This window comes from Rhizobium sp. 9140, from assembly GCF_900067135.1.
Lineage (GTDB): Bacteria > Pseudomonadota > Alphaproteobacteria > Rhizobiales > Rhizobiaceae > Ferranicluibacter.
Genome location: NZ_FJUR01000001.1, coordinates 2,515,274 through 2,534,740 on the forward strand (window position 1 = coordinate 2,515,274; position 19,467 = coordinate 2,534,740).

A 19,467-nucleotide genomic window follows, 5' to 3' on the forward strand; every position below is an offset into this window, starting at 1 on the left:
ACCCGAGGCTTTTATCGTTCGCAGAAATCCCTGTCCAGCAGCATGTCCCGCAACAGGCTCAACCACCTGCAATCCTTCGCGCCCGCACCGATCGTCCATTACGGTCTGTACCGATCACACAAAAACGGCCGCCCCGAAAAGGGAGCAGCCGCTCGACACAGGCAGGACCTGACATCAGAACCTTTGGAGCCTGCCTGAGAGGCGAGCATGACGAAGCCGTCACGCACACCGAGGCTTTCTCCGAGCGTCCTAGCCCAGAGCGGCTTCGTCACCATCGCTGTCCGGCTCGGGGCCGCCGTCTTCCAGGAACTTCTCGGCGATCAGGCCGGCGTTCTGGCGAAGCGACTGCTCGATCTCGCGCGCCGTCTCAGGATTGTCGCGCAGATAGGCTTTGGCGTTTTCACGACCCTGCCCCAGACGCTGGCTGTTGTAGGAGAACCAGGCGCCGGACTTCTCGACGATGCCGGCCTTGACGCCAAGATCGACCAGCTCGCCGGTCTTGGAAACGCCCTCGCCATACATGATGTCGAACTCGACCTGCTTGAAGGGCGGTGCCATCTTGTTCTTGACGACCTTGACCTTGGTCTGGTTGCCGATGATCTCGTCGCGCTCCTTGACCGCGCCGATACGGCGGATGTCGAGGCGAACCGAGGCGTAGAACTTCAGCGCGTTGCCGCCCGTCGTCGTTTCCGGCGAACCGAACATGACGCCGATCTTCATGCGGATCTGGTTGATGAAGATCACCATGCACTTCGACTTGGAGATCGACGCCGTCAGCTTGCGCAGCGCCTGGCTCATCAGGCGGGCCTGCAGGCCGGGAAGGCTGTCGCCCATCTCACCTTCGATTTCCGCCCGCGGCGTCAGGGCCGCAACCGAGTCGATGACGAGAACGTCGATCGCGCCGGAGCGGACCAGCGTATCGGTGATCTCAAGCGCCTGCTCACCGGTATCCGGCTGCGAAATCAGGAGATTTTCAAGATCGACGCCGAGCTTGCGGGCATAGACCGGATCGAGCGCGTGTTCGGCATCCACGAAGGCGCAGATGCCGCCGGTCTTCTGCGCCTCGGCAATGGTCTGCAGCGCCATCGTCGTCTTGCCGGAACTTTCCGGACCGTAGATTTCGATAATGCGACCCTTGGGAAGGCCGCCGATGCCCAGCGCGATATCAAGACCGAGAGATCCCGTCGAAACGGTCTCGATCTCGACAATACTGTCTTTTCCACCGAGCTTCATGATCGATCCCTTGCCGAACGACCGTTCGATCTGGGAGAGTGCTGCTTCCAGCGCCTTGCTTTTATCCACCGATTTGTCCTCTACGAGCCGCAAAGAGTTCTGAGCCATTTCATCCACCTTTAGGTTATCGGGTCAGTCGAGGCAATGAACCCGCCGCTGGTCTGTATGTACTCTTTTTGTTCTCATTCTGCAAGAGGCCTTCAACGCATTGACACAACATTCCAATTCGAACTGTGTTCCGTTCATGTTCTCCCCTGTACATGCCATTGACGTAAAACCGTTCTCCCCTTCGACCGCTCGGGCGAATCGGCTCACAGGGGTTCTCGCAACGGGAGACATGGCATGAAGAACGTGGTCGTCTTCGGTGGCGCGCATATCGATCGGCGCGGTCGCATCGCGAGCGCCACGACGCTCGGCGCCAGCAATCCGGGCCGCTGGTTCGAGGAGGCGGGCGGCGGCGGCTTCAACGCGGCGCGCGGCATGGCGCGGCTGGGCTCCTCCGTCAGCATGGTCGCGCCGCGTGGCGGCGATGCGGAAGGGGAAGCGGTGGCGCGTGCGGCGGAAGCCGCCGGCGTCATCGACCGCGCGTTCACTTTCCTCGACAGGCGGACCCCGAGCTACACCGCCATTCTGGAGGCGGACGGCAATCTCATCGTCGCGCTTGCCGACATGGATCTCTACACGATGTTCTCGCCCCGCAGGCTCCGCCAGCGCGCGCTGCGCGATCTCGTTGTCGAGTCACATCTCGTCTTGGTCGATGCGAACCTGCCCGCCGAAACGCTGTCCGCCGCCCTTCGGATGGCGAAGGAAGCCGGCGCGCGGACGGCAGCGATCGCCATCTCTCCGGCAAAGGTCGAAAGGCTGAGGCCGGCCTATCCTCATCTCGATCTCCTCTTTCTCAACGAGGCCGAGGCCGCCGCGATCGGCGGCGAAAAGAGCACGACGGCGGACGGCTGGCCGGCGATCCTGCAAGGCGCGGGCATTGCCGGCGGGGTGGTCACGCGTGGCGGCCGTGCGGCCGTCGCCTTCGATGGCGACGCGGTCGCAACCGTGCGCCCCCCTTTCATCGAAGCCTTGGGCGACGTGACCGGCGCCGGAGATGCGCTGGCCGCCGGCTTCCTCGACGCCCTGATGCGGGGCGCGGCTCTCGGCGAATGCCTGCGCGCGGGCGTGGGGGCCGCCGCCGTGACCGTCCGCTCGCCGCTGGCGGTGGCAGACGATCTTTCTCCGGAACGGCTGGCGCAGGAATTGGACCTTGTGTCGCCTGCCGAAATCCTGTTTTCACAGCCTCTTCACCGCAGTGCCGAAAAGGATGCCTCATGACACGCCCCGTCTCGCACGATCTGCCGATCGCCTATTCCTCCGAAGTCGCCGCCGCCAAGGCACGTGGCTCGGCCATCGTCGCGCTGGAATCGACCATCATCACCCATGGCATGCCCTACCCCGGCAATCTCGACATGGCGCGCAGCGTCGAGGCGATCATCCGTGACCAGGGCGCCGTTCCCGCGACCATTGCCGTCATCGACGGCACGCTGCACATCGGTCTGGATGCCGAACGGCTGGAAGCGCTGGCCCAGACCCGCGGCGCCATGAAGGTTTCGCGCGCCGACCTCGCCTTTGCCATCGCCGAACGCCGCACGGGTGCCACGACCGTCGCCGCCACCATGATCGCCGCAGCCCGCGCCGGCATCCGCGTCTTCGCCACCGGCGGCATCGGCGGGGTGCACCGCAAGGCCGAAGAAACCTTCGACATCTCGGCCGACCTCGAAGAGCTCGCCCGCACCGGCGTCATCGTGGTCTGCGCGGGCGCAAAGGCCATCCTCGATATCCCCAAGACGCTCGAAGTGCTGGAAACCCGCGGCGTACCGGTCGTCACCTATGACAGCGATATCTTCCCGGCCTTCTGGTCGCGCGATTCGGGGCTGAAAAGCCCGCTGATGCTGAACAGCCCCGCCGCCATCGCGAACTTCCAGCGCATGCGCGACCGTCTCGGCATCGACGGCGGCATGCTGATCGCCAACCCGGTACCGGAAACGAGCGAAATTCCGCGCGACGAAATGGAGATCTATATCGCCCGCGCGCTCGACAATGCCGACCGCGACAAGATCATCGGCAAGGCCGTCACCCCCTATCTGCTGCAGAGCATCTTCGAGCTGACCGATGGTCGCAGCCTGGAGACCAACATTGCGCTGGTCGAAAACAATGCGCGCCTCGCCGCCGAAATCGCCGTCGCGATGATGTGACACCACGATGTGACACCCGGGGAACGAGGCGGCGCCATCATCGCGCCGCCTCATGCCGACGTCGACCGCCCTACCGGCTGGCGTCGTCGAACAGGCTCGACAGGCTCCACGGGATATCGCCCTGCTGGTTGGCGATATCGTCCACCTTCCAGCCGCCGTGCTCCTGCACCAGCGTGTAGTAGAGCGTCACCGGACCGCCATTCTCGAAGCTCACCTCCAGCTCGGCCCTGTCGTCGATGATGATCGGCGCGCTGGTCGTCACCTTGCGCGCGTGTCCGTCATTGCCGGAAATCACCGGGTCGAAGTCGATCGCACCCACTTCGCCCTCCGGCGTGCTGTCGCGGTCGGCCTGGAAGCGCGCATTGAGCGCGTCCGAGAAGAAGGGCGTATAGGGCGACGGCGCCTCGGCGTCCGTTTCATCGGGGTCGTAGCGGTAGAGCGCCTTGATCAGCGCCTCGGGCGTCCGGTAGGTTGCCGCAAAAGACGGCGCTGTGGCGAAAAGCATCAGAAGCGTGCTGAGCAGAAGCAGGGGAAGGCGCATGGACAGATCCCGTTGATGGCCGGCCGCGATTGGCCGAAGTGATGTCATTGGCGACGCTGGCAGACAGCCGCTCGGCAGCCACCTGATCCGAGCCGCAGTCCGGCAGGGACCAGCGCCGGCCGAAGACGGATCAGCTGTCCAGCATCTCGCGCACGGCCACCGCCAGCTGCTTCAGCGAGAACGGCTTTGGCAGGAAACCGAATTTTGCATCCGCCGGCAGGTTCCGCGCAAAGGCATCCTCGGCATAACCGGACACGAAAATGAACTTGAGGTCCGGATAGGTCTTGCGCAGCTCGCGCAGCAGCGTCGGACCGTCCATTTCGGGCATGACGACATCGGAAACCACGATGTCCACCATGCCGTTCAGCTCTTCCATCACCTCCAGCGCCTCGACGCCGGAGCCCGCCTCATAGACCTTGTAGCCGCGCGTTTCCAGCATGCGCTTGCCGCCGCGGCGCACGGCCTCCTCATCCTCGACGAGGAGGACAATGGCACTGTCGCCGGTGAGGTCCGTTGGCTCCTCGGCTTTCGCCGGGATCGAGGTGGCGAGCGTCAGCGGCTGGTCGAGCGCACCCGGCTCGCCGGATGCCGGCAGCGCCTCCTCGATGAAGCGCGGCAGCAGGATGCGGAAGGTGGTGCCCTTGCCGACTTCGGATTCCGGATAGATGAAGCCGCCGGACTGCTTGACGATGCCATAGACCATAGAAAGGCCGAGGCCCGTGCCCTTGCCGACTTCCTTTGTAGTGAAGAACGGCTCGAAGATCTTGTCGACGATCTCGGGCGGGATGCCCGTCCCCTCGTCGCTGACCTCCACGACGACGAAATCCTCGGCCGGAAGCTCGCGTCGGTTGAGTGCCGCAGCCTCCTCGGCCGGCATGTTGCGGGTGCGGATCGTGATCGTGCCGCCGCTGGGCATGGCATCGCGGGCGTTGACCGCAAGGTTGATCAGCACCTGCTCGAACTGCCCGAGATCGGTGCGTACCGGCCAGAGGTCGCGGCCATATTCCACTTCCAGCTTCACATGCGTGCCCGTCATGCGGTCTACCAGCATGCGCAGGTCGCCGATGACGTCGGTCATGTTGAGCACGGTCGGGCGCATGGTCTGCTTGCGCGAGAAGGCGAGCAACTGGCGCACCAGCACGGCGGCGCGGTTGGCGTTCCGCTTGATCTCCATCAGGTCGGCAAAGCTCGCGTCGGAGGGACGCGCCGACAGAAGAAGGTGATCGGAGGAGAGCAGGATGGCGGTCAGCACATTGTTGAAGTCGTGCGCGATGCCGCCGGCGAGCGTTCCCACCGCGTTCATCTTCTGCGTCTGCGCCATCTGGGTTTCCAGCGCCTTCTGCTCGGTGATCTCAACGGCATAGACGATGGCGGCCTCTTCAGGCGCCGGTTCGCTCTGTTTCGCGACGCTCTGATCGATCACGGCATTGACGTAGAAACGGAAGAAACGGTTCTCGTCGGTCGGGTGCGGCAGGTCGAGCGGCGCGATATCGCTCTGCCGGTCCTTGGCTGCCGCCAGCGCTTCCTGCAGGCGACCGCGCTCCGACACGCGCGCAACGCTCTCCAGCAGCGCCCCGCGCTCCATGTCGTCCTGCGACACCACCCCGGAAAACAACTTCAGGAATGGCGCATTGGTCCGCAGGATGCGGCCATTGCCGTCCACGGAGGCAATCGCCATCGGCGTGTTGTTGAAGAAGCGCGTGAAGCGGATAGCCGCGAGCGAGGCCGAGGGATCGGCTTCCTCGTCCACCGTACGCGCAAGCACGATCGTCCGGCTTTCGCCCGGCGCACCGTCGCGGGCCGACGAGACCCGGTGAACCATGCGCACGGCAAAGCTCTGCCCGTTCGATCGGCGGAGATCGAGGTCGAGCGTTTTCGTCTTGCGCAGGCCGGGATCCGCCTGCACCGACTGCACCAGCGCCAGCCCCTCGCCGGCGACCAGATCGGCGATCGTCATCGAGCCCGGCTGGAACTTGGTGAGATCGAGTCCGAGCCAGTCGGCCAGCGTCGCGTTGATGTAGAAGATTTCGCCCTTCTTGCCGGCGGAGAAGAAACCCGCCGGCGCGTGGTCGAGATAGTCGATCGCGTTCTGGAGTTCCTTGAAGAAACGCTCCTGATCGTCGCGATCGGCGGTGATGTCGGAGATCTGCCAGATGTAGAGCGGATTGCGGTCGGCATCCTCGAGCGGCAGCACGCGGGCCTTCAGGCGAAACCAGTGCGCACCGGAGCCTGCCGATCCGCCGGCAGCGCGCAATGGCTTCATCAGCCGGAATTCCTCATGTCCGGCCTTGCCCTCGCGCAGCCCGTTCGTCAGGCGGTAGATCGCCTCCGTTGCCTCGCGGTCACGCGAAAGGATGGTCTCCAGCGACTGCACGTCGTTCGCCTTATCGGCGCCCGTCAGCGCGCCATAGGCCGCATTGGCGTAGACGATCCGGCCCTTGCGGTCGGTGATCAACGTGCCCTCGGGGTGCCCGTCGAGAAAGGCCCGCGCGAGCTCGTCGGGGCGCGACTGCGGCATGACTTCGATAAAGCCGATGACGGCAGAGACCAGAAAGAAGATGCCGACCATTGCGAGAATGCCGAGAATGCCGAGCACCACCTCGTTGCCGAGCTGGTTCTTGAAGATCACGAAAGCCGCTGCCGAGGCAATAAGGACGATCGCCAGCAGCACGATGCGCAGCACGGTTCCCGGACGCGTTCCCCGATCGACGATCGGCATGCGATACTCGTCTGCCTGTCGCAGTTTCGTCATCAGGGTCCTCATTGCCCCGCCGCTTGAAATGGCCCGGGCCATGGAAGGTCCGCGCACGCGACGTCATTGGTCGATTCTCTTTATCAGCCGGCGCCAGTCTGACAAAGCGTTCTCAGGGCGTCAGGGGAGCGAATTCACGCCGAATTCACAAGGAATCTCGGTATCGTAGCGTCCTGCCCGTCATTCGGCAGGCAAGGCTCGTTCCCCTTCGTGTCCTGACGCCATCGACAAACCGGCAGGACGGAGGCACCCATGCGTCAGCGGGCGTTTTAGACATTCCGTGGATTGGCCGGGTTTTCCGCACGGCATGTCTGGACGCGACAGGCGACCGCTCCATTTACCGGGACAACACGTTCTCGCGGCTTGTTTCCAACGGCAAAAAGACGTCAATTCCAATTCCGCAGCGTCGTATATGCGCTGCACCTGAAAGACGAGGAGAGCGAAGATGTTTGAAGATGTCGTCGGCAATAACGGCGGTCGGTTCATCATCGCGGCCGTGGCCGTCGCTGCGGGTCTGCTGGCTCTGGTGGCCGTTCTCTGGTTCATGCGCAATCGCGCGTCTTCCCCCTTCATCCGCGGCGGCAAGAACCGCCAGCCGCGGCTCGCGGTGCTCGATGCCGCGGCCGTGGACACACGCCGCCGGCTCGTGCTCGTGCGCCGGGATGATGTCGAGCACCTGATCATGATCGGCGGCCCGACCGATATCGTCGTCGAAAGCCGGATTGTCGGCGCGAAGCCGCGATTGGACGCTTCAGAGTCCGGACAGACGGCCATCGCCGCGCCGCCCGCCACGCAGCAGATCGCCGGCCAGCCCGTTGCCGCAAACCTTGCAGCACCCGCCCGCCCGGATGCCCTGCCCGCACCTGCCGCCCGCATTGCGCAGGAGCGTCGCCCTGAAAACAGGACGGAACCAAGGCCCGAACAGCGCTCGCAGCCAACGCCGGACGCCCACCCGGCAGCACGCCCCGCCCAGCCGCCGGTCTCCAATATGGGTCAGGCGCTCTACGGAGACGACGCCATCGCGCCCCGGCAGCCGCCGGCAGCCCGCACCGCCGCACCGGCCCAGAGAGCAACGCCGCAATTCTCGGCTGGTAATGCGGCTCCGTCCGGGCGAAAGGCCCCCGAGGACATCCTCGACGCCGCGCGCGCGCGCGTCCTCCCCCAGATCCCCGCGCCGGCTGCAGCCGCCGTCCCCACCCAGCCGGCAGCAGCCGCTGCGGCAAGATCCAAGCCGCCCGGCACCGAGATCGGCAACCGCGACGAAGGAAAACGTGACGAAGGCCGGGATTTCGAGCGTTTGCTCGACGCCCAGATCTCCGGTGACCTCGGCCGTCTTGCACCCGAACCCACGCCTCGCGCCCCCGCCATCGACGCCCCCCGCCCGGCCCCGCGCAACGAGCCGACGCTGGAAGAGGAGATGAACCGGATGCTGAGCGAGATGGGCAACGAGCGCAAGCCGTGATGAATCGCACCGCGCAACAGGCGCCTTCCGGCCTGGACCGCTCCTCTAACGCAAAAATGGCCGCCAAAGGCGACCATTCGGAAGATATATAAAATGTAAGGCGTCCGAACCGGCACGTTCACTCGTCGCGATAAACCTTCTCGCGGCGCTCGTGGCGTTCCTGTGCTTCGATTGACAAGGTCGCGATCGGGCGGGCGTCGAGGCGGCGCAGACCGATGGGTTCGCCGGTTTCCTCGCAATATCCGTAGGTGCCTTCGTCGATCCGCTGCAGGGCGGCATCGATCTTGGAAATCAGCTTGCGCTGACGGTCGCGTGCACGAAGCTCGATAGCACGATCGGTTTCCGATGAGGCGCGGTCGGCGAGATCGGGGTGATTGGCGCTCTCTTCGGCAAGGTGGCCGAGCGTTTCTCGCGCTTCCCGGAGGATGTCGTTCTTCCAGGCATTCAACTTGGCTCTAAAGTAAGCCCGTTGATGGGAGTTCATGAATTCATCGTCTTCGGAAAGAACGAAGGTACCAAGATCGATCTTCTCACTCAACGCGTTTCTCCTGAAGAACATCTCATGCGGCGGGTCTATAGACCTATGAAGACTGTGTTTCAAGTCTCTGCGCACGGCGCACGCATATTTCAAATTGCTCGAAAACGAAGCTAACGGCCTCATATTTCACCAGAATTACAAGAGCATGACAGGAAATCGGCTGTCCGATACCGGACGGCCGCTGCACGACCGCAGGTTCGGGCGTCTGCGCAGTGCAATCCGGCCGAAAAAAGAGGCAGTCTTTTTCGGTTCGCCATCTCTATCGTCGTGTCGGAAGCCCGGCTCGCGCTTGATCTTTGCCGACGGCCGGGAGACAAGGTGTGATCTCAGTCGTCCGGTGGCTTCCTCCATGTCTTCCGCCTCCCTGTCTTCCGCCATATCCCAGCCAGCCCTGTTCCTCGTACGCCATGCCCGCGCTGGCGGCCCAAGGGCTGGAGAGCGGGATTTCGACCGGACACTCGATGAGATGGGCCGGGCGGATGCAGCCCGCATGGCAGCGACGCTACAGAAGCGCGGCTGGACGCTGGGCGATATCGTCTGCTCGTCAGCGCGCCGTTGCCGCCAGACCGCCGACATTCTGCTCGGCACGACGCCGTCCGCTTCGATCTCGTTCGAGGAGTTGCTCTATGACGGCGCGCTCGATGCCTATCTCGCCGTCGTCGGTGACATCAACGCGAGAGCCGGCGCCGGCGCGCCGCTGACCATCATCGGGCACAATCCGGTTCTGGAGCATCTTGCCTGGGAGTGCCTCGGCTCGGCAACGGCCACACGCGCTTTGCCCGCCGGCTTCCTGCCCGGCATGGTCATCGCCATCGCCCGCAAGCCGGACACGGCCCCGGACGAACTTCCCGGCCGGCTTGTCGAGGTCCTGACCCCGTAAGATCTCGTCTGCGGGCAATCTTTCCACGACATGGTCGACGGGCCTGCCTTTCCCGCATGCGCGCAGCTCCCTATATCGCATGCGGGCCGTCCGACCCGGATGTCACCTCATCTCAACGAAGGGAAGCCAAGCCGCGTGTCTTTTCTCACCCGCATGTCCGACGATGCGAAAATCGCCTTGGATACCCTGACGGATCGCGCCGCGGGGCTCGTCAATCCCTCGGTCCGCCTCGGCGTCACCGGCCTGTCGCGCGCGGGCAAGACGGTCTTCATCTCCTCCCTCGTTCATAACCTGCTGAATGGCGGCCGCCTGCCGGTGTTCGAACCCGTTCGCGCCGGCCGCGTGTCAAAAATCCGGCTGGAGCCGCAACCCGACGACGCCGTACCACGCTTCCAGTACGAGGATCATATCACGGCGCTGGTGCGCGATCGCATCTGGCCCGATTCGACGCGCGCGATCTCGCAGCTGCGCATCACACTCGACTACGAGAGCGCCAGCGGCTGGAACCGCATGTTTTCGCCGGGCCGCCTGTCGATCGACATCGTCGATTATCCAGGCGAATGGCTGCTCGATCTGCCGCTCCTCTCGCAGGATTACCGCACCTTCAGCGCCGCGACCGTCGCCCGCGCCCGCAGCGGCATCCGCCGCGAGCTTTCCGCCGAATGGCTGGCGCTCTGCGAGACCGCCATGCCGCAGGCCGAAGCCGACGAGGGTCGCACCCGCGCGCTGGCTGAAGCCTTCACCCGCTATCTCCGGGCCTGCCGCACAGACGAGCGCTCGCTCTCCACATTGCCGCCCGGCCGTTTCCTGATGCCGGGAGATCTGGAGGGCTCACCCGCCCTCACCTTCGCGCCCCTGCCGGATCTGCCCGACGGTCGCCCAGCGTCCGGCTCGCTGCACGCGATGATGGAGCGCCGCTACGAGGCCTACAAGACGCATGTGGTGAAACCCTTCTTCCGCGAGCACTTCGCCCGCCTCGACCGCCAGATCGTGCTCGTGGACGCGCTGCAGGCGATCAATCGCGGACCCGAAGCGCTGCTCGACCTCGAAAGCGCTCTGGCGGACGTCATGGGCTGCTTCCAGCCGGGAACGAACTCCTTCCTCTCCTCTTTCCTCACCCGCCGCATCGACAAGGTGCTGATCGCCGCGACCAAGGCCGATCACCTGCACCACGAAAGCCATGATCGGCTGGAGCGCATCACCGCGCGCATCGTCTCGCGCGCCATGGAGCGGATCGGCGGCAGCGGTGCCGGCGTCGAGGTCATGGCGCTCGCCTCGGTGCGCGCCACCCGCGAGGCGACCGTCAACCATGATGGCCACCCGCTGCCGGTCATCGTGGGAACGCCGATTGCCGGCGAGCGCATCAATGGCGAGCTGTTCGATGGCGAGCGCAAGACCGCGATCTTCCCCGGCGACCTGCCACGCGATCCCGACAGCCTGTTTCGCACGACGGATGAGGAGCTCGGTCAGCACGTGCCGGAGGTTAATTTCGTCCGCTTCCGCCCGCCGCACATCGAGGAGACGGGGGGCGGGCTAAAGCTGTCCGTTCCGCATATCCGTCTCGACCGGGCCATGCAGTTCCTGTTCGGAGACCGCCTCGCATGAGCGACCTTCCCCGCCGCCCCGCCGCTTTCACCGTCGACGGCGATCAGCCGCCGCAGGCCGAAACCCGCCGCGCGCCGGCAAGCTTCGGCGATGGCGTCGTGCTGACGCCGGATGCCGAAGACCCCTTCGCGGAAACGACGCTTGCCACGCCCGTCGTCTCCGCGCTGGAGGAGCGCCGTCCCCGGCGGCGGTTCTCGCTGGCGAAGCTCGCGCTCGGTGCGCTCGGCGTCCTCGTCTCGCTCGCCCTCGGCCTCTGGATCGACAGCCTCGTGCGCGACCTCTTCACGCGCAACGACGCGCTCGGCTATGTCGCCATCGCGGCGGCAGCCATCGTCGTTCTGGCCGTGCTCGGCATTGTCGGCCGCGAGGTCCTCGGCCTCATGCGGCTCAATGCCGTCCAGTCGCTGAAAGAGGAGGTGACCGCCGCCTTCGCCGCACCCGGCAACACGGTCGCCCGCAAGACCATGAACGACCTCGTCCAGCATCTCGCGGCGCGTCCCGAGACAGCGCGCGGTCGCGAACGGCTGAAAGCGACGGAGGGCGAGATCATCGACGGTCCCCACCTCATCGACCTCACCGAGCGCGAACTCCTGACGCCGCTCGACCGGGAAGCGCGCGCCCTCATCCTCAACGCCTCGAAACGCGTTTCCATCGTTACGGCCGTCAGCCCGCGCGCGCTGGTCGATCTCGGCTATGTCGTGTTCGAATCGGCCCGGCTCATCCGCGCCATGGCGGATCTCTACGGCGGGCGTCCGGGCACGCTCGGCCTCTTCCGCCTCATCCGCGACGTGCTGGCCCATCTCGCCGTCACCGGCTCCATTGCCGTCGGCGACAGCCTCGTCCAGCAGGTGCTCGGCCACGGCATCGCGTCGAAGCTCTCGGCCCGCCTCGGCGAAGGCGTCGTCAACGGTCTCATGACCGCGCGCATCGGCATCGCCGCCATGGACCTCTGCCGCCCCATGCCCTTCCGCGCCCTCAAGCGCCCCGGCATCGGCGACTTCATCGGCGATATCGCTCCCGGCCAGAAGCGCGCATCAACGGACGATGTCTAGCGCCTGCCCAGATCGACGGAACGCTCAAATCCCGCCATACCAGTCATAGCCGACATCCTCCCAGAACCCACCCTTGCCCCCGCCATAGGGGGCGAGCGTCGCGGCGAGTTCGATCGACTTGATATATTTGGGCATCTTGTAGCCGAGCTGCCGCTCGACCCGCACGCGCAACGGCGCGCCATTGGCCACCGACAGCGTCTGGTCATTGCAGCCATAGGCCAGGATGGTTTGCGGGTGGCGCGCGTCGAGAAGGTCGATGGATTCGTAATAGGGCGTCGGGCCGCCAAGGCCGAGGTCCATGGCGTCGTAGCATTTGAAGACGACGAAGCGGGCCTCCGGCCGCACCTTCGCCTGATCGAGAATAGTCGCGAGCGGCACGCCCGTCCACTTGGCGATGCAGCTCCAGCCCTCGACGCAGTCATGGCGCGTGATCTGCGTCCGCGAGGGCATGGCGCGGATTTCGTCGAGGCCGAGATCGAGCGGCTTTTCGACGAGGCCGGTGACGGGCAGCCGATAGGTCGCGAACGCCGTCGCCTTCAGCGCGAGATAATCGGCCCCGTCTGGATCCGTCGATCCATTGGGCCGCTGCCCTTGACGGATTTCGGTGGCTGAAAACTCCGGCGCAAGCCGGTCCCCCGCGAGCATCCGCTGGACGCGGTAGCTCAGGCTGTTTGCGGAGGCGAGCGTCTCGCGAACGGCGCTATCGCCCGAGAGAACGCCGTCGAGCACGTCGCAGCCGGCAAGCGGTACGGTGGAGGCCGCGACACCCGCGAGCGTCAGGAACCGGCGGCGGTTGGCAAGCAAGGTTCGGCTCATGATCTCGGCTCCCTGGACACGGCATCTGCCGCGGGCGCGGTCTCCCGCGCGCGATAGCGGCCGGTGATGATGGATCGCAGTTCGTTCACCGGCCCCGCCAGCAGCACCATGACGATATGCACGACGAAGAAGAGGACGAGCGCCAGCATGCAGGCGAAATGCAGCGTCCGCGCGGTCTGCCGCCCGCCGAAGAGATCAAGCAGGAACGGCCAGGCGGCATTCATGGTCGGCGACATCGAAAGTCCCGTCAGAATGACCAGCGGAAACAGACCGAAGAGCACGCCGCCATAGGAGAGCTTCTGGAGGACATTGTAGCGCCCGTCATGGCGAAACCGCAGCCGCGCATGATCGGCGATATCACGGGGTAAGTGCCGGAGATCCTGCCCGGACGGCAGCAGGTCGCGCCGCAGCCGCCGGGCGGCGAGGGCCGAAACCAGCCAGATCAGAAGCGTGAAGGCGAGCACCCAGGCAAAGAAGAAATGCACGACGCGCCCTGTGGCGAGATCCTGATAGGACGGCACGGTCGCCCAGGCGGGAAAGCCGCGATAGGCCGGGGTGTCCGCCGGCCCGCTCATGCCGAACAGGCCGCTCGTGTCGAAGCTGTGCCCGAACACGGTCGTCCGCCCCTGCGGCTGCCCATCAGGCCCGTAGATCGCGTCCATTTTAAGCACGCTGTTGTCGAAGGCGAAGCCCGACTGCTTGCCGATATAAAGGGTGGGATGCGCGTTGAAGATCTGCAGGCCGCTCAGGAGCAGGAAGAAGAGCGCGACGGCCCACATCCAATGCGTCAGCCGCGTCAGCAGCCCATGGCGATAGATCAGACGCCCTCCGCCCGCAGCGCCGGACGCGATCTCTTCAGGTGCATGCGTCATCGCTCGTCTCCCCGGCCCCGAATCGATCGCGCGACATCCGGCCACTGTTCAAAGGCGCCGTGCAGGCCCTCCTGCGCTCTCATCAAGCCCGCGCGCCCTGCAAGCCCGCATTTCCTGCAAGCCCGCATTTCCTGCAAGACAGTGTGGGCAGCGCAAAACGAAAGCGTTGCAAATCTGCAGCGATCCGGCAGATCGTCGCGGTTTGCACGCACCGACAGACCAACTGAAACGCTCCATTAACCATTCAAGTGCCAATGTCACCTCACGTTCTCGACACCGACCCTCAAGGATCGCTCATGTTCTCGCGCCCTTCTTTGATCGCGCGCGGCCCTGCCGCATGCATGGCCGCACTCACGCTGGCGGCAATCGCCGTCATCCCTGCCCCGGCGCTGGCCGAAAGCCGCGATAAGGCTTTCTTCGAACAGGTCGCCGGCCAGTGGAAAGGTCCGGGCGAAATCGTCGCGGGCAAGTACAAGGGCACGAAGTTCACCTGCGACCTCACCGGCGAACCGACCGATGACACCGGCATCAAGCTCGACGGCTTCTGCCGCGTTGGCGTCTTCAAGCAGCCGATGTCGGCCGTCATCAGCCAGAAGGGCAACAGCTATTCCGGCAAGTTCCTCGACGGCGCGGAAGGCAAGGGCCTCGACATCGTCTCGGGCAATGTCGCGAAGGACAAGATCGTCGTCGGCATCAACCGCAAGAAGCTGAACGGCGCAATGATCGCCCGCATGTCGGATCCCTCGCTGCTCAACATCACGATTTCGGTGAAGGTCGAGGAAACCATGGTCCCCGTCATCGGCGTCGCGCTCACGCGCCAGACCGATCAGATGGCCGTCGGCTCGATCCGCTAAAGCATTTCCAGGAGAAGCGTTTACGCTTCACCGTGGGACAATGCGACCATAACAACATTTCCAGGCGAAGCGTCTCCGCTTCGCCGTCGGATAATGGGATTATTACAAAGAGCTTCTGTCGGGCAGGCGCCCGCAAGCGCCTTGCCCGGTTTATGTCACATCAGACGGTCGCCGTCCGATCGCGCCACCAGTCTTCGCGCCCGTCAACCATCTCGATACCCGCCGCATCGGCCGTTTCAGCCCACTGAGCAACGCTCCGCCCCGCGACGATATGGTCGGGCAGAATCTCGGCCAGCGGCAGCAGCACGAAGCCCCGTTCGGTCATACGAGGATGCGGTAGAGTCAGCGCCGGCGTCTCCATCGCAATCCTGTCATAGGTCAGCACGTCGAGATCGATCGTGCGCGGCCCCCAGCGCTCCAGCCGCTGCCGCTTCATGGCTTTTTCCACATCGAGACACGCTTCGAGAAGCACTGCCGGCTCCAGCGTCGTTTGCACCACCGCGCAGGCATTGAAGAACCAGTCCTGATCCGTCTTGCCCCAGGGCGGCGTGCGGTAGAGGCTGGAAACGGCCGCGACCGTAACCTCGGGATGCGCGTCGAGCCGCGCCAGCGCTTCGGCGATCGCAGCCGTGGCGTCGCCGATATTGCCGCCGAGCCCGATGGCTGCCTGATGCCGTACGCCGTTATCGATCATGCTCATGGCCTGGCGACATGCTCGACGGTCACCTCGACGGTATCCAGCACGCCCGGCACCGGTGCGTTCGGCTTGCGGATGGACACCTTTGCCCGATGGATCTGCGGCCAGCGCGCGCACAGCATCTCGGCGATCTCTAGCGCCAGCGCCTCGATGAGATAGCGACGGCGGCCGGTGATGATCTTCTCGATTTCGGCAAAGGCAATCCCGTAATGCACCGTATCCTCGATCCGGTCCTCGCGCAGCGCCGATCCCTGCTCGACCACCAGTTCGGCATCAACGAAGAATCGCTGCCCGAGAAACTCCTCCTCGTCATGAACGCCGTGCCGCGCGAAGAAAGCGCAGTTCTTGAGCGTGATCGTATAGGTCGGCGTCATATCGGGATCTCCTGCCGATAGTCGCAGCCACGGCGCGTCGCCGGTGCCGCTGAGAGCGTTTAAATGCGTCAGGGTCGTGCCGCCAGTATAGCATCCGCGACCATCAGGGCGTCCCTGTTGAATGCGACATCATGGACGCGAAATATCGCGCCGCCGGCCAGCCGCGCCGCCACCGTGGTCGCCGCCGTCGCAACGTCCCGCTCGGCCGCTTCCCGGCCGGTGGCCGCACCGAGGAACCGTTTGCGCGACGTCCCGATCAACAGTCTGTGTCCAAGGCCATGCAACTCACCCAGCCGCGCCATCAGCGCCCAGCTTTCGGAAGCCTCCTTGGCAAAGCCGAAACCCGGATCGAGCACGATGGCATCCGCGGCGATCCCGGCATCCGCCGCGATCTCCAGCGACCGGGCGAAGAACAGCCTCTGATCCGCGATCACATCCTCGGCCTTCACGCGCCCGCGCCCCGTATGCATGATGCAGACACCGGCGCGCGCTTGCGCCACGACGGCGGCGATATCAGGCTCCCGCTGGAGGCCGTGCACATCGTTGACGATATGCGCACCGGCCGCCAGCGCCAGCCGCGCCGTTTCTGCGCGATAGGTGTCGATGGAGATCAGGGCATCCGTCTCGTGCGCCAGCCGCTCGATGACGGGGAGAACGCGATCCTGCTCCTGCGCTGCGGAAACCGCATCGGCGCCCGGACGCGTCGATTCGCCGCCGATGTCGAGGATATCGGCGCCCTGTTCCACACAGGCCTGCGCATGCGCCAGCGCCGCGTCGACATCGAGAAAGCTGCCGCCATCCGAGAAGGAATCAGGCGTAACGTTGACGATCGCCATGAGCATGCCGCGCGGGCCGAGGGTCAGGCTGCGACCATGCGCCAGCGACCATTCGAAGGCGGCAAAGGGATCGGCGGCATCGAGGGAATCAACCATGACGGATCTCGGCGAAACGACCGACCTTGTGGAGTTGCAGCGCTAACCTTGTTTCAGAGCGGCGGGCATTTCCAGTTGCGCTTGCCCAGCCTATGCCCCAAGCTTTGGGCGACATCAACCGTCGAGACAGCTTATCCATGACCACGGCCCGCAAATTCCTTCTCGTCCCGCTGGCGGCCCTCCTCATGATCACCGAGCCGTTGACGGCCGGGGCGGAAACGGTGATGAACAAGACGATCACCTATTTCTCCGTGGGCGGCCGTACCGCGGCGGAACTCGACGCGGCGCTCTCGTCGCAGGGTCCGCAAATGCGCGAAACCGGCGCGCGCCATCCCGGTGCAACCCGCATCAAGTTCGGGGGAACGGTGAGCTATGTCCGTCGCGGACGTCTCTGCTCCGTCGGCAGCGCCCGCGTGACGCTCAACACCCGGCTGATCCTGCCGCGCTGGAAGAACCGCAACACCGCCGGCCGCGATCTCGGCCTCGTGTGGGACACGCTGTCGAGTGACATCAAGCGCCACGAGGAGCGCCACGCCGAGATCGCCCGCAACCACGCGCGCGACATGGAAAAGACCTTCCTCTCCCTCCCGCCGGAGGTGGATTGCGAGCGGATGCAGGCCCGCGTCGCCCGCGTCAGCGAAGACGCGATTGTCGCACACGACAAGGACCAGGCCGCCTTCGACCGTCGCGAGGCCGCCAATTTCGACCTGCGCATGGTGCGCCTGCTCCAGTACCGCCTGGAGCGTATGGCAAAGCCGGCCGAGTCCGGCACGCGCTGAAACACGCAACAACTCATTGATGATTTCTAGCGATAGTGGCCGGCGCCAAGTTAGGCTATAGTCTAAGCATCGGAAGCCAAGAAGAAACGAAGCTTCCAAAGCCGATGCCACCGGGATGTGCATCGAAGCCGTTCTGTTTCCGGCTTTGAAGACCCTGACGATATTTGCAAGGACCTGTCCGAAACCGGATCGCTTGGCGACCGGATACGCTCACCCCTGCCCTGTTGTTCTCCTGGCGTGTCCTGTTGCCGCAGATGATCCCTCCCTCATCCTGCGTGCGATGCGCCCTCCTGGCCCCGCTTGTCCCTGCGACAGGCGGGGCTTTTTTTGGGCGACAATGCCGTCAGTCGAACAGGCCTGAAGATCAGGCCTGGCGTTCCGGCACATGAACGACGAGGCCGTCCAGCGCGTCGCTCATCTTGATCTGACAGCTCAGCCGCGAGGTGGGCCGGACGTCATAGGCGAAGTCCAGCATGTCCTCTTCCATGGCCTCCGGCGCGCCGACGGCTGCCGTCCACGCCTCGTCGATATAGACATGACAGGTGGCGCAGGCGCAGGCGCCGCCGCATTCCGCCTCAATGCCGGGCACGGAATTGCGAACCGCATTTTCCATAACGGTCGATCCGGTCTGGACCTCCAGCTCGTGGCGTGTGCCGTCAAAGGCGATGATGCTGAGTTTTGTCATGATGGCGCGGTCTCGGATGCTCGATGCGCGGGACCGCCAATGCCAACGGGCACGGCGCCCGCAAATAGGGGGTGCCCGTTTTTCTCACACTGTTTCAGGCGAGCCGTCAAGAAAACAGGTCGATTTGCCTGCTTTCCTAGGGATGCCACGCCGGACGGGCGCCGCCGCGATCGACCATCGCGGACTGGCGTGTGTCGCTGGCCGCTACCGGCAGAGCTTGAGAATGAAGATTTCGGTATCGAGGACGGCGGACGAGAGTGCGGCGAGACTTTCGGAATCCTCAGGTCGCTCTTCCACGGACGCGGCGACATGGGCAACCGTGAAGGCGCCGACGGCCACTGCCGCACCCTTCAGCCGATGCGCGGCGGCCTTGCGGACCTCGGCATCCTCGACCAGCAGTTCCTTGACGATCTGCCGCGACTGGCGCGCGAAAATCTGCAGCACTTCAATCTCCAGCACCTTGTCGCCCATTGTCTGATTGGCGAGGTGGACGAGGTCGATCGGGCGTCCGCGGGAGTGAAGATGGCCAAGTGCCGTTTCGGGACTGTCGAAGGCGATATTGAGGGCGGCCATGCACGTTTTCCTTATTCTGTTTTCCAACGCTGCCGGCTCGTTGCGGGACATCCCGCGGGCTCGGAATCCGGGTGGCGATGCGGGACGTGAAGGTCGCGTGGCGTCGAACTGAAGCCCTGCGCACCCGGCCCGTCGCCGCACTGCCGTCTCGTGTGGATTTCACAGCAGCCGGGCTGCTATCAGATGAAAACCGGGCGCAATCAGGGCGGCTTTTGTCAAGTATGGTTAACGAACGAAAACATCCGGCATTGCAGGGCCTTCGCGCCGTCCCGGGGCTGAATTCCGTTAAGAACTTGTTAGCATTTTAACGAATGCCCCGGGGCGTTAATTGTAAGACTATCCCGGATGTGTCACTACGATACGTTACAGGATATCGGTTTCCGCAAAGGACCCGGCATCCCTCCGGGAGGCCCTTCCCATGGCTGTGCGACCATGGGAAAAAGCATCACCGGTCGCGGTATGAAATTGGTGCGGTCATTGTATTGCGTGCATCCAATGCGCAGGAACTGTCCTCACCCCCGATCCGGCATTGTCGGCAGCCATGACAGCTGCGCGATGTCGAGACGGAAAGTTCGGTAA

At 64.6% G+C, this 19,467-nt stretch carries 19 protein-coding genes; 8 read left to right on the forward strand and 11 right to left on the reverse strand.

Annotation, left to right across the window (positions count from 1 at the left end):
- Positions 1 to 249: 249 nt before the first annotated feature.
- Positions 250 to 1,341, reverse strand: coding sequence for a recombinase RecA (gene recA, locus GA0004734_RS11860; protein ID WP_092933930.1), 1,092 nt, complete (start codon positions 1,339 to 1,341; stop codon positions 250 to 252).
- Between the two features lie 234 nt (positions 1,342 to 1,575).
- On the opposite strand from recA, the gene GA0004734_RS11865 reads away from it, so the two are divergent.
- Positions 1,576 to 2,556, forward strand: coding sequence for a carbohydrate kinase family protein (locus GA0004734_RS11865; protein ID WP_092933932.1), 981 nt, complete (start codon positions 1,576 to 1,578; stop codon positions 2,554 to 2,556).
- Positions 2,553 to 3,476 carry a pseudouridine-5'-phosphate glycosidase gene (locus GA0004734_RS11870; RefSeq protein ID WP_092933934.1) on the forward strand — a complete coding sequence of 308 codons (924 nt, stop codon included), beginning with the start codon at positions 2,553 to 2,555 and terminating at the stop codon, positions 3,474 to 3,476. The genes GA0004734_RS11865 and GA0004734_RS11870 overlap by 4 nt, the downstream gene beginning before the upstream one ends.
- Before the next feature lie 70 nt (positions 3,477 to 3,546).
- On the opposite strand, the gene GA0004734_RS11875 is transcribed toward GA0004734_RS11870, so the two are convergent.
- Both GA0004734_RS11875 and GA0004734_RS11880 read right to left on the reverse strand, forming a co-directional pair.
- Positions 3,547 to 4,017, reverse strand: coding sequence for a DUF3828 domain-containing protein (locus GA0004734_RS11875; protein WP_092933936.1), 471 nt, complete (start codon positions 4,015 to 4,017; stop codon positions 3,547 to 3,549).
- Between the two features lie 130 nt (positions 4,018 to 4,147).
- Positions 4,148 to 6,769, reverse strand: coding sequence for a cell cycle histidine kinase CckA (locus tag GA0004734_RS11880; RefSeq protein ID WP_092933938.1), 2,622 nt, complete (start codon positions 6,767 to 6,769; stop codon positions 4,148 to 4,150).
- A gap of 445 nt (positions 6,770 to 7,214) precedes the next feature.
- Here GA0004734_RS11880 and GA0004734_RS11885 point away from each other — a divergent pair, with 445 nt between their 5' ends.
- A complete protein-coding gene (locus GA0004734_RS11885) occupies positions 7,215 to 8,231 on the forward strand; it encodes a flagellar biosynthetic protein FliO (protein ID WP_139056260.1) in 1,017 nt (338 codons plus the stop codon).
- Between the two features lie 118 nt (positions 8,232 to 8,349).
- Here the strand turns inward: GA0004734_RS11885 and dksA are convergent, their stop codons facing one another.
- Positions 8,350 to 8,769, reverse strand: a complete 420-nt coding sequence (gene dksA / locus GA0004734_RS11890; RefSeq protein ID WP_092933940.1) for an RNA polymerase-binding protein DksA — start codon at positions 8,767 to 8,769, stop codon at positions 8,350 to 8,352.
- A 349-nt stretch (positions 8,770 to 9,118) separates the two neighbouring features.
- Here dksA and GA0004734_RS11895 point away from each other — a divergent pair, with 349 nt between their 5' ends.
- The 3 genes from GA0004734_RS11895 to GA0004734_RS11905 all read left to right on the forward strand — a co-directional run bounded on the left by GA0004734_RS11895 (position 9,119) and on the right by GA0004734_RS11905 (position 12,306).
- A complete protein-coding gene (locus tag GA0004734_RS11895) occupies positions 9,119 to 9,649 on the forward strand; it encodes a SixA phosphatase family protein (protein ID WP_175386329.1) in 531 nt (176 codons plus the stop codon).
- Positions 9,650 to 9,802: 153 nt separating this feature from the next.
- On the forward strand, positions 9,803 to 11,254 hold the full coding sequence (locus GA0004734_RS11900) for a YcjX family protein (RefSeq protein ID WP_092933944.1): 1,452 nt from the start codon (positions 9,803 to 9,805) through the stop codon (positions 11,252 to 11,254).
- Complete coding sequence (locus tag GA0004734_RS11905) at positions 11,251 to 12,306, forward strand: YcjF family protein (protein ID WP_092933946.1); 1,056 nt, start codon at positions 11,251 to 11,253, stop codon at positions 12,304 to 12,306. Before GA0004734_RS11900 ends, GA0004734_RS11905 begins: the two co-directional genes overlap by 4 nt.
- Before the next feature lie 24 nt (positions 12,307 to 12,330).
- Here the strand turns inward: GA0004734_RS11905 and GA0004734_RS11910 are convergent, their stop codons facing one another.
- Positions 12,331 to 13,122 carry a molybdopterin-binding protein gene (locus tag GA0004734_RS11910; RefSeq protein ID WP_092933948.1) on the reverse strand — a complete coding sequence of 264 codons (792 nt, stop codon included), beginning with the start codon at positions 13,120 to 13,122 and terminating at the stop codon, positions 12,331 to 12,333.
- A complete protein-coding gene (locus GA0004734_RS11915; protein ID WP_092933950.1) occupies positions 13,119 to 13,994 on the reverse strand; it encodes a cytochrome b/b6 domain-containing protein in 876 nt (291 codons plus the stop codon). The genes GA0004734_RS11910 and GA0004734_RS11915 overlap by 4 nt, the downstream gene beginning before the upstream one ends.
- 296 nt (positions 13,995 to 14,290) lie before the next feature.
- Between GA0004734_RS11915 and GA0004734_RS11920 the strand changes: the two genes are divergently transcribed.
- Positions 14,291 to 14,848, forward strand: coding sequence for a hypothetical protein (locus GA0004734_RS11920; RefSeq protein ID WP_092933952.1), 558 nt, complete (start codon positions 14,291 to 14,293; stop codon positions 14,846 to 14,848).
- 160 nt (positions 14,849 to 15,008) lie between these two features.
- On the opposite strand, the gene folK is transcribed toward GA0004734_RS11920, so the two are convergent.
- The 3 genes from folK to folP all read right to left on the reverse strand — a co-directional run bounded on the left by folK (position 15,009) and on the right by folP (position 16,851).
- Positions 15,009 to 15,548 carry a 2-amino-4-hydroxy-6-hydroxymethyldihydropteridine diphosphokinase gene (folK, locus tag GA0004734_RS11925; RefSeq protein ID WP_092933954.1) on the reverse strand — a complete coding sequence of 180 codons (540 nt, stop codon included), beginning with the start codon at positions 15,546 to 15,548 and terminating at the stop codon, positions 15,009 to 15,011.
- On the reverse strand, positions 15,545 to 15,919 hold the full coding sequence (gene folB, locus GA0004734_RS11930) for a dihydroneopterin aldolase (RefSeq protein WP_092933956.1): 375 nt from the start codon (positions 15,917 to 15,919) through the stop codon (positions 15,545 to 15,547). The genes folK and folB overlap by 4 nt, the downstream gene beginning before the upstream one ends.
- A gap of 68 nt (positions 15,920 to 15,987) precedes the next feature.
- Positions 15,988 to 16,851, reverse strand: coding sequence for a dihydropteroate synthase (gene folP, locus GA0004734_RS11935; protein WP_092933958.1), 864 nt, complete (start codon positions 16,849 to 16,851; stop codon positions 15,988 to 15,990).
- 185 nt (positions 16,852 to 17,036) lie between these two features.
- On the opposite strand from folP, the gene GA0004734_RS11940 reads away from it, so the two are divergent.
- On the forward strand, positions 17,037 to 17,630 hold the full coding sequence (locus tag GA0004734_RS11940) for a DUF922 domain-containing Zn-dependent protease (protein WP_245292511.1): 594 nt from the start codon (positions 17,037 to 17,039) through the stop codon (positions 17,628 to 17,630).
- 364 nt (positions 17,631 to 17,994) lie between these two features.
- Here the strand turns inward: GA0004734_RS11940 and GA0004734_RS11945 are convergent, their stop codons facing one another.
- Both GA0004734_RS11945 and GA0004734_RS11950 read right to left on the reverse strand, forming a co-directional pair.
- Complete coding sequence (locus GA0004734_RS11945) at positions 17,995 to 18,315, reverse strand: 2Fe-2S iron-sulfur cluster-binding protein (RefSeq protein ID WP_092933962.1); 321 nt, start codon at positions 18,313 to 18,315, stop codon at positions 17,995 to 17,997.
- Positions 18,316 to 18,519: 204 nt separating this feature from the next.
- On the reverse strand, positions 18,520 to 18,888 hold the full coding sequence (locus GA0004734_RS11950) for an Hpt domain-containing protein (RefSeq protein WP_092933964.1): 369 nt from the start codon (positions 18,886 to 18,888) through the stop codon (positions 18,520 to 18,522).
- Between the last annotated feature and the right edge of the window lie 579 nt (positions 18,889 to 19,467).

Excerpts from the sequence above, each read along its gene's own strand:
- recA (WP_092933930.1), bottom strand. The coding sequence starts at position 1,341 with ATGGCTCAGAACTCTTTGCGGCTCGTAGAGGACAAATCGGTGGATAAA.
- GA0004734_RS11865 (WP_092933932.1), top strand. The coding sequence starts at position 1,576 with ATGAAGAACGTGGTCGTCTTCGGTGGCGCGCATATCGATCGGCGCGGT.
- GA0004734_RS11870 (WP_092933934.1), top strand. The coding sequence starts at position 2,553 with ATGACACGCCCCGTCTCGCACGATCTGCCGATCGCCTATTCCTCCGAA.
- GA0004734_RS11875 (WP_092933936.1), bottom strand. The coding sequence starts at position 4,017 with ATGCGCCTTCCCCTGCTTCTGCTCAGCACGCTTCTGATGCTTTTCGCC.
- GA0004734_RS11880 (WP_092933938.1), bottom strand. The coding sequence starts at position 6,769 with ATGACGAAACTGCGACAGGCAGACGAGTATCGCATGCCGATCGTCGAT.
- GA0004734_RS11885 (WP_139056260.1), top strand. The coding sequence starts at position 7,215 with ATGTTTGAAGATGTCGTCGGCAATAACGGCGGTCGGTTCATCATCGCG.
- GA0004734_RS11895 (WP_175386329.1), top strand. The coding sequence starts at position 9,119 with ATGTCTTCCGCCTCCCTGTCTTCCGCCATATCCCAGCCAGCCCTGTTC.
- GA0004734_RS11900 (WP_092933944.1), top strand. The coding sequence starts at position 9,803 with ATGTCCGACGATGCGAAAATCGCCTTGGATACCCTGACGGATCGCGCC.
- GA0004734_RS11905 (WP_092933946.1), top strand. The coding sequence starts at position 11,251 with ATGAGCGACCTTCCCCGCCGCCCCGCCGCTTTCACCGTCGACGGCGAT.
- GA0004734_RS11910 (WP_092933948.1), bottom strand. The coding sequence starts at position 13,122 with ATGAGCCGAACCTTGCTTGCCAACCGCCGCCGGTTCCTGACGCTCGCG.
- GA0004734_RS11915 (WP_092933950.1), bottom strand. The coding sequence starts at position 13,994 with ATGACGCATGCACCTGAAGAGATCGCGTCCGGCGCTGCGGGCGGAGGG.
- GA0004734_RS11920 (WP_092933952.1), top strand. The coding sequence starts at position 14,291 with ATGTTCTCGCGCCCTTCTTTGATCGCGCGCGGCCCTGCCGCATGCATG.
- folK (WP_092933954.1), bottom strand. The coding sequence starts at position 15,548 with ATGAGCATGATCGATAACGGCGTACGGCATCAGGCAGCCATCGGGCTC.
- folB (WP_092933956.1), bottom strand. The coding sequence starts at position 15,919 with ATGACGCCGACCTATACGATCACGCTCAAGAACTGCGCTTTCTTCGCG.
- folP (WP_092933958.1), bottom strand. The coding sequence starts at position 16,851 with ATGGTTGATTCCCTCGATGCCGCCGATCCCTTTGCCGCCTTCGAATGG.
- GA0004734_RS11940 (WP_245292511.1), top strand. The coding sequence starts at position 17,037 with ATGATCACCGAGCCGTTGACGGCCGGGGCGGAAACGGTGATGAACAAG.
- GA0004734_RS11945 (WP_092933962.1), bottom strand. The coding sequence starts at position 18,315 with ATGACAAAACTCAGCATCATCGCCTTTGACGGCACACGCCACGAGCTG.
- GA0004734_RS11950 (WP_092933964.1), bottom strand. The coding sequence starts at position 18,888 with ATGGCCGCCCTCAATATCGCCTTCGACAGTCCCGAAACGGCACTTGGC.